Below are 8,784 nucleotides of genomic sequence, written 5' to 3'. Positions count from 1 at the left end.
ATAATGGATTAAGCTTAAGTGATAGAATCTGGGAGTGTCCTTCTTGTAAGAAAACGCTCGATAGAGATATCAACGCAGCTAAGAATATTTTAACCGTCGGGCTGGCGGGGTTAGCCTTTGGAGAGAGTGGAAGACTCGGTAACAATAATTTGTTGCAAAGCTGTTCTCTGTGAATTAGGAATCCCCTGGCTTTAGCCATGGGGAGCTGTCAATTTAGCCTTAGTTCCTTCTAAACATGCCGTTTTGACATATATGCATGCCGCTCAACAACTATTTGCTCCTGTGAGCGATGGCTATTTGCTCTCGGAAGAGAGTCTGCCTCATATCACAGTTTGTCAATTTGATAGTAAAGATGAGGAGGAAGCTTTAAGTCTATGGAATCAACTTGAAAAATACGCGTTGCAACCATGTCCCATTCGGTTAACCGGTGTGAGCTTTGTAAAAGGTGTAGGTGAGCATCAAGGGGTCTATTGGGCAGAGCTATCTGTCGCAAGATCAAGTGAATTGATGAAAATCCATCGGGTTGCTGTGGAGCTTTTTCAATCCAATGGATATGAGTTGATAAATGATATCCACGATCTGTACCGTCCTCATTTAACACTCGCGCGCATACACAAGCCCAAGCAGTTTTTATCATGGCCGGATGAGACTCTTTCCAATGAGCACGGTCCATTTGTTTTAGCTCTTGGTCTTGGCGATCAAAACGGGCAATTTAAGAAAATGCTTGCAGTCATGCAAGAAAAATAAAAAAGAAGTTGTGAGTAATTCATTGCATTTGTTAAGCTTTGCAATGAAATTTATCGCGGGATGGAGCAGTGGTTAGCTCGTTGGGCTCATAACCCAAAGGTCAGAGGTTCGAATCCTTTTCCCGCTAATTCAAAGTCTGTTTACGAGTAATTGTAAACAGACTTCTTTTTGGCGGCATAGCTCAGTTGGTTAGAGCATCGGAATCATAATCCGAGTGTCCTTGGTTCGAATCCGAGTGCCGCTAAAATCTTTAAAAAATTCCCTTTATAACTTTAGTTATCATATCGTTGGCTGCATGAGCTTCCTGCTAAAGCAGGGAGGTAGCAGCTTGACCTTCTCAGATTTTCGATAGTGCTCATCACCAATATCCTCAAGATATTGGTGATGAGCACTAATCGTTTTATACCGGCCGGTAATTTTCCAGATGGTTTTTATTCACTTTACTTTAATTTCTTATATCCTTATTATTTCTCTTTAATTTTAAATTTTATGGGGAAATTATGGCGTCTGATGCAACAAGTTCGGTCGATATATGTAGCATGGACCGTATTTATAATTCTGATTATCAATATTCTGTTCCCAGATCACTTCTAGAAGCGTTTCTGTCAGGTAAAGCTTTTGATCATAAAGAGTCTTATACCAGAGAAGAAGCAGCTCATCTCGAAAGAGATATCCAAAGTATCTATAATCGTATTATTAACGACGTACCTTCTTATGAAAAGGTTGCTATTATTACAGCCGGTGCTCCTGGTGCCGGAAAGACAACGCTTTTACACAGAGATCGAGAAAAACTTGAGGCCAATGGAGTGTCTTATGCATACATTTGTCCTGATGATGTTTGTTTGAAAAGTCAAAGAAGAACCTATCGCAGAGATCTTAAAGAATCAGATCATTCCAAAGAAGCTAGAAGAGCCGCTTATGATAAATGGAGGCCTGGGTCAAATGCAGCTACTCATTTGATTCTGGGTAATTTAATTAGAGAGGGTATTGGGTTTTACTATGGAACGACATCAACATCAGATAAGACCCATCTCTTTTTTAATTTCCTAAAAAAACAAGGATATCATATTCGGTTAATTCACCTTAGTGCAACGGATGATGTGAGATATAAATCTAATCTTAAAAGAGATGAAACGTTTATTCAAACAACAAAGGAAGATGAGGTTGAAAAAGGGAAACTTCTTCCGCAGAGAATTTCTGATACTTTTTTAAAGCATGCTGATGAAATCGAGTTTTGGGTTCGACAAGGGGTTGACGACAATGCAGTACTTGCGGCGACTTGGAAACGTATTGAGCCAAAACCTAGAATTCAAATCATGGATGTAGAAGCCTATAAAGAAATTAAGGCGATTCATGATTGCGCAGTGGGTGCACTTGGCCGTACTGATTTACAGTGGAAAAATACTGTAGAAAGAGATGCGATTGTAGAGCTACCTATTAATAGCAATAGTGGCGCTCTTTTAGTGAGGGCTGCTAGAGATGGCCATGTTGAAATAGTAAGAGAGTTTGTAAGAGCAGGAGCACCTGTTGATCAGGCTGATGGTTATGGAGACACACCTTTGAAATTTGCAGCTAAGAATGGCTATGTTGAAATAGTAAGAGAGCTTATAAGTGCAGGAGCACCTGTTGATCAGGCTGACCGCTATGGCAGTACACCTTTGACATTTGCAGCTATGAATGGCCATGCTGAAATAGTAAGAGAGTTTGTAAGAGCAGGAGCATCTGTTGATCAGGCTGATGGTTATGGAGACACACCTTTGAAATTTGCAGCTATGAATGGCCATGCTGAAATAGTAAGAGAGTTTGTAAGAGCAGGAGCACCTGTTGATCAGGCTGATGGTTATGGAGACACACCTTTGAAATTTGCAGCTATGAAAGGCCATGCTGAAATAGTAAGAGATCTTATAAGTGCAGGAGCACCTGTTGATCAGGCTGACCGCTATGGCAGTACACCTTTGAAATTTGCAGCTATGAATGGCCATGCTGAAATAGTAAGAGAGCTTACAAGTGCAGAAGCATCTGTTGATCATGCTGAAACAGATACTCGTAGTCATATTAATCATTAATCGGTGCCTTTGAGGCGCTCCAATCCGCCAAGTCGCTTGACTCTCCCGAATCAAGAAATGGCATATGAGTTCTTGGCAGCCCTTGGGGCTGCTCCAATGAATGGAAAGAGAATTATCTTAGGATAAAGCATTTTGTTCTGATATAATAGCTGCCTAAAAATTATATAGGTCATATGAGTTCTTCAGTTCATTTAGGTGCTAATACAGCTAGCTCTTCCTCTTTTTGTAGTGGGGATAGGCCCTTTCCTTATCTCGGGATCTTAAAGAGGGTTGCGTTTATAGCCTATGCGGTTTTTGTAGGTGGGGGGCAACAAGCAAAAGCTGAAAAAGTTTATCATCAAGGTATGCCGTTTGACGGTGAAAAGGGGTTTGACGGTCAAAATGCTGATGATACATGGGAAGCCTATGTGACTTCCGTTTTCCGAGATGTTCCCCGCTGGACCGCTCATGAATTTAATTATGAGAGAATGCCCGGTGGGCCTGATGGAATTTATATGGGTGAAATTCCTAAAGCGCATCGCTCTAAAACGCCTTGGCCCGTCTATGATATTACTGAAGCCGGCACCTATGATTATGAAGAGGCAGATTGCACGATTCGCCTTCCTTATACCAGCACTAGCCTTAAAGAGGATCCGAATCTAGAGCTTTTAAGTGCCGAAGAGGTACATGAACCGATTAAGTTAACTAAACCTTTATATGTTCGATGTGGAAGAATTACAATCTATAATAATCTCTACTCCACTTCAAATGTGACACTGATTTCAACCGGCCTTGGAAGGTCTCTTTGCAATGACGATCCGAGGTGTGACGTTCCCCTTCGGATGTTTGAAGACGGGGTTCTATCCCTCTATATACATAAAAATCAGATTTCAAGATCAGGAGATCTTTTGGTCACTGATGCGATCATGGTGAGTGCAGAAAATCTGTTTGTGTCAATCGTAGGGGCAGTGCGCCTTCAAGAGGGCAGCTCTCTTGTTGGGAAAAACATCATTTTTTTGAAGACGGGAGAGGGGATCGAACAAGATACCGGAGCTTACCTTCAGGAATTGCAAAAAGAGGGACAGGTTTTTTGGGACATTAAGCATAGTTTAATGGAAGTTAATCAAGGCTTTGATGATGCAATCAACGGAGCTTCACGTACGGAATCTCTATTTTATCTGGGGAAATCCATTCATTACAAACCATTTGATTATGAGAATCAAGAAGCCTATAGGCAGTTACTCCGTAGGCCATTTGAAGCGTTTGAGGCGGATGTTGGACCAAAGCAAATGACTGAGCGCGATGGCATTTTACACATCTCAAAGTCGGGCGTATATAACTATGACGGTCCGTGTATCATTGAGGAGCCTATCCCTTTACCAAGGCGACAGACTGTAAAAAAACAACCGAATAAGTGGTTTGAGTTGCCGCGAACGGGACGGGTAAACATCCTCGCTGTTCATGGGTTGCACGTATCATGTCACTCGATTCATGTTCGAACCCATATCTATGCAAGTTGGAAGCTATTTCTGGAAGCAAAAGATGGCGATGTCAAGGTTGATCCCGGTAAGAGAATCTTATCACATTATGTATTTATTATTGCAAGTCGCTCATTTCAAATGCCGGATCGATCTCTTCTAAGAGGGCATGGAGCTATTGCTATTTCAGTTCAGGGCGAAGTAAGTCTCGATGAAGGCACTTATCAAGCCGGGGAAGGGGTTTCAAAAGAGGAACTGGAAAAAGAGTTTAACCTCGACCTTGAGATAATTAATCACCCTAAAGAAGCACATAATAGACATTCCGGGTTCAAAAAAGAGTATTGCAAAGCGCTGCAAGAAAAAGATCTTGCCGGAATCAATAAGATATCAACTCTTCTTCGCATGTTTTTTGTTTCCGATCACATGGCAGATGATGAGCTATTTAACTATTCAGAGTGTCTTTCTTCACCCCTTGTGATGACAATGACACCGGCTAATGATGAAAGGCTCATCCCAAGTGTGACCGGGCGGCTTCAAGTGCGTGTATCAAAGGATAGTGCAAGCGTTGTGATTGAGAAGGTGAGCGCTCCCCTTATTAACAGAGAAAAAAAAGTCTCTATTTTAGTCATATCTGAGGGGAGACAGCGCTATGTAGGATCGGATATTTTCAGTTTGGGACATGCGTTATTTTTAAGTCGATCTGCTGATGTGCAGTTTCCGGATGCCGTGCATGGTTATTACACTAAAAAGAGAACTTTGTTGCGAGGAACGGTTAAAAACTATCATGAGCGGCGGCGGCCAACAAATCTGAGGAATCAAGCTCTAGATATTATTACCCCGGATGGAAGTGTACAGTTTGAGTCGTCACGTATTCATGTAGTAGCGGAAGTGAATATAGAAGCTCAAACTGTTAAGGGGCGTGGAGGTAAGGAAATTTCAATATCGAGTCGCTCAAGTCTTTTTGGAAAACAATCAAGTTATTCCGAGCGGCTGCTCCCTTTTACCATCACAGCAGATGAGCTGAATATCATAACGAAAAGTCTTCACATTGCCAATTTTATGTTTACCCTGAATCGGTTGGCTGTTGCAGCAGAGAAGATGTCGCTCGATCGGGAGATTGAACAGCATCGGTATAAAAAGAGTGGTTGGGGAGCGAGTATTTCAGTAGGCGTATTACCTGTGAGTGTTTCTCTAGACTCAAGTGATAAAAGAGTACATGTCGGACTCCCATTGACGAGTGCCGGGAGGGCAGTGACCACAAAGGGTAATGATGTGGCCGGCACACTTTTCTCTTCACATGCCCTTGCGCATGAAGCCAATCAAATTTATCAGCAGATGCTTGCAATGTCCTTATTTTCTGCTTCTGTAGGAGTTCACTATCAAGTTCAAAAAAAGTCTTTCCAAACCCTTGGGCCCGGTTTTCTGCATGCAGCGGAGATCACATTGAATGTGGCCTCACTTCGAATTGGTGGCGGGGTAGAAATTGTTGCAGATCGAGTCAGGGGAAATGTTCGGCATTTAAAAGAGGAAGCGATTCATTTGGAGCAAAAGACAAGTCAAACGCGTTTTGGAGTGTCAATGGGTATTGGACCCACACCATCTGTTGGTCTCTCCTTTTCGCACTCTGTCGGCCAAGAGCGCGAAAGGATCCCTCCTCAAATAAAAGTGAAACACTTTGATTGGCAAGTTGATGATTATGAGCAAGCTCCTGCTTATGAGAAGGAAGTGCTCTCTAAAGGAGTATCAATCTCTCAGAGTGATCAAGGGAGGATGATTGGTTTTACCTCACTCAAGAATGGGAGGGGAAAAAACTACCTTATTGCCGCCACTCAACTCGCAGAGGATCTCACGAGTCAATTTAGAGCAAACCATGAAGAAGTCGAAGTGAGAGATACGTATGTTATTGAAAAAAAGCCACTTTCAGAAGCGCCCGAAGAGGTAGAACCACCTACGGAAGCAGGCATCCAAAGTCAATCTGCGATCTCGGCAGGTGTCGAAGCGTGCTATGATAATAATATGCAGCTCATAAAAAGTCTCCCTGAGATGAGCTATTCGCTATTGAAAGAGATTTTTGCACCCGATTACCCAACGCGGACTAAGCAGCTTTCAGGTTTTGTCAAGAATACCGTCCCTAAAATATATGCAACGGCCACTTCCAAAATCTTTTGGGAAAACGCGGCTCAGCGCCTCTCGGATATGAGTGCTCGGGTGACATCACTTTCAAAAAGCGAGTTTGAATGGCATATCGTTTATTGGTCATCGCGTCTTGGTTGTGAAGTTGCAAGCGGAACTGCTGCCGTAAAAGGAGCCCGGTGGATTTCAAAAGCCGATCAGTTACTCACAATGATCTCAAGAACTCAGTTAGTAAGGAAGCCTCCTCAAGAGTTGATGGGAAAATTTGTTCATGACAAAAGCCGCGCCTATATACAAATGCACCCTGCTCACACAGGCGTGAAATGGCTAAGTCAACAGGAAATCGGCTCCTCGTTGTCACAGACTGCCTATGCTCATACAACAACAGTTCAAAACGCCCTTTCTATCATAAAAGATAAAACTATTTATCCCTCTCAGGCAAAACTTGGTTGGGGTGTCTGGATTTCAACCCGCTTTGAGCCCAATTTCGGAGAAGTTGCGTTTGTGTTTGATCGGACCGCTGTTGAGGGAATCCGGCCTTCTGCTTCCCAAGCTAATGCTTTGGGAACCCATCATTTTTGGACCGCTCTACCAACGCCGTTGCCAATCGCATCTGCAACAGGTGTTGTTGTTCTCAATCGAGCCGCTCAGCCGGCTCAAAGGCAAATTGTTGAGGCTGCCGATAAGGCCGGTGTTGCTCTCATTGACTCCAATACTTTTTTCAAAGCAGAAAAGATACGAGAACAAAAGATTGGGATCGTGGTTCCAAGAGCTTGGAAAGAACATAAAGGAGCTCCTGTTTATAAAGTTCCTAAAGTCGGACTTAATGGTAAAGAAGGAGCAAAAGATATTCCTCATTGGGCTAAAGGAAGCAAACCGTTTTCTTATGAAAGTGGGAAAGAGTTTGCCAAAAGGCTTATGAATGATAAATATGGAGCCGGGAACTATCCAACCGGTCCTAAGTCTGAATATAATCAGATTAAAAAATGGGGAGATCGATCTTGGGAATAGCTGATTATAACAGAGTATACCGAAATGATTGGGCATCAGAATATTGGCGGATGAAACAGAATTTTATGTTTGATCCGCTGGCTTTAAGCTTACGAAACGCAGCGGATGAAACCATCGTCCCTTGACTTCCTCCCCATGACTAAAGTCAGGGGATTCCTTTTCTCACGATCAGGAGTTTCCTTTAATCCGCCGACAACCTGCAAAATTACAGGATTACTTTCGTTTTGTATCGGAATCAGTTTCCAAGGCTATGGGTTTTTACGAAACCCTTTCCGTATGCCCTACGGTAATTTTGAAAAACTATTTTAGTTTAAATATATTTTAATTAATCTGCTAGGAAAAAAGCGGCTTATATCCCCACGCCTAAAGGCGGGGGTTTTACGCCGTCAGCGATAAATCGGCATTTGCATATTTACGGCCGTTTTTTTCTTTTTGAGTGGGCTTCTTCTAGTTTGAGGTATTTGTAGAATGACGTTTGGCTGTTGTAGAGGGCGATGATGAATCCCTCTTTACCGTCTCGGATTCCGAGCTTGAGAAAGTAGCATTTGAAAAAAGCGAATAGACTTGCAAAAAGAGCCCTCGAAAAGGAGCTCTTTTTTGTGTGTTGATGGTCAAGAGCGTAGAGGCTTGAGTAGTGTTGCATTTTATCGAGGAAGTCGGCAATTGATCGGTAGGAAAAGTGGTGAATATCGGCTTTGAGATCGATAATAGGGTGGCTATTTTCAAGCACTTTTTCGTGCACCTGATCATGGGTAAACTGCGTAGTCTCTCTATGAAAGAGGCGCACCTTGGCATCGGGATACCATCCCGCTCCGCGTATCCATTTGTGGTTGAAAAAATTTTTCCGATTAACGCGATAGAGAGAGTGTTTGTCTAGAGTCAGATGGGATAATTTGTCTCTTAGTTCCTCTGAGATCACCTCATCGCTGTCAAGAGAAAAAATCCAGTCATTTTGAGCAAGATGTATTGCGAGATTGTGGAGTGGGCCAAAACCGATAAAAGGGGAGTGATGAATCGTCACATTAAGATAGCGGGCTGCGATCTCAAGCGTCTGATCTGTCGATCCGTTGTCGAGAATGAGCACTTCATCAAAATCCCGGACTGACTCAAGTGCGCTTTGGAGCGTCTCTGCCGCATTTTTTGTGAGAATAGTAACTGTGATGTTTGCAAGTGTGTTCATTCCAATCATTGCATGATTTTAATCCACAAGTTGGTTAAAATACTAGCCCAGATTTCTCACACTATTTCGAGTGAAGGTGAGCAGGATGGTGCGTCAGATTTGGTCTTCCCGGGGCGAGAACATTGTCAAATAGACAAGACGAGCCCCGGGAAGGACGAAGATGACGTGACAGACTGCACAGATTCACCGA

At 42.9% G+C, this 8,784-nt stretch carries 5 protein-coding genes and 2 tRNA genes; 6 read left to right on the top strand and 1 reads right to left on the bottom strand.

Translation table 11 applies throughout. From position 1 onward, the window contains the following. From K9M07_07815 to K9M07_07790, 6 genes are all read left to right on the top strand, one after another. A partial coding sequence (locus tag K9M07_07815; protein MCF7853125.1) for a transposase occupies nucleotides 1–173 on the top strand: 173 nt, incomplete at its 5' end. A gap of 79 nt (nucleotides 174–252) precedes the next feature. Beyond that, nucleotides 253–747 carry a 2'-5' RNA ligase family protein gene (locus K9M07_07810; GenBank protein MCF7853124.1) on the top strand — a complete coding sequence of 165 codons (495 nt, stop codon included), beginning with the start codon at nucleotides 253–255 and terminating at the stop codon, nucleotides 745–747. Nucleotides 748–801: 54 nt separating this feature from the next. Continuing rightward, nucleotides 802–874 (top strand) — tRNA-Met (locus K9M07_07805). Nucleotides 875–917: 43 nt separating this feature from the next. Then, nucleotides 918–991: transfer RNA gene (locus K9M07_07800), tRNA-Met, on the top strand. 256 nt (nucleotides 992–1,247) lie between these two features. Continuing rightward, entirely contained in the window at nucleotides 1,248–2,813 is a 1,566-nt protein-coding gene (locus tag K9M07_07795; protein ID MCF7853123.1) for an ankyrin repeat domain-containing protein, read from the top strand. A 173-nt stretch (nucleotides 2,814–2,986) separates the two neighbouring features. After that, on the top strand, nucleotides 2,987–7,414 hold the full coding sequence (locus K9M07_07790) for a hypothetical protein (GenBank protein MCF7853122.1): 4,428 nt from the start codon (nucleotides 2,987–2,989) through the stop codon (nucleotides 7,412–7,414). A 412-nt stretch (nucleotides 7,415–7,826) separates the two neighbouring features. On the opposite strand, the gene K9M07_07785 is transcribed toward K9M07_07790, so the two are convergent. Next, nucleotides 7,827–8,594 carry a glycosyltransferase family 2 protein gene (locus K9M07_07785; GenBank protein ID MCF7853121.1) on the bottom strand — a complete coding sequence of 256 codons (768 nt, stop codon included), beginning with the start codon at nucleotides 8,592–8,594 and terminating at the stop codon, nucleotides 7,827–7,829. Between the last annotated feature and the right edge of the window lie 190 nt (nucleotides 8,595–8,784).

The organism is Simkaniaceae bacterium (assembly GCA_021734805.1).
GTDB lineage: Bacteria > Chlamydiota > Chlamydiia > Chlamydiales > JACRBE01 > Amphritriteisimkania.
This window is presented reverse-complemented; position numbering and strand designations above follow the sequence as displayed.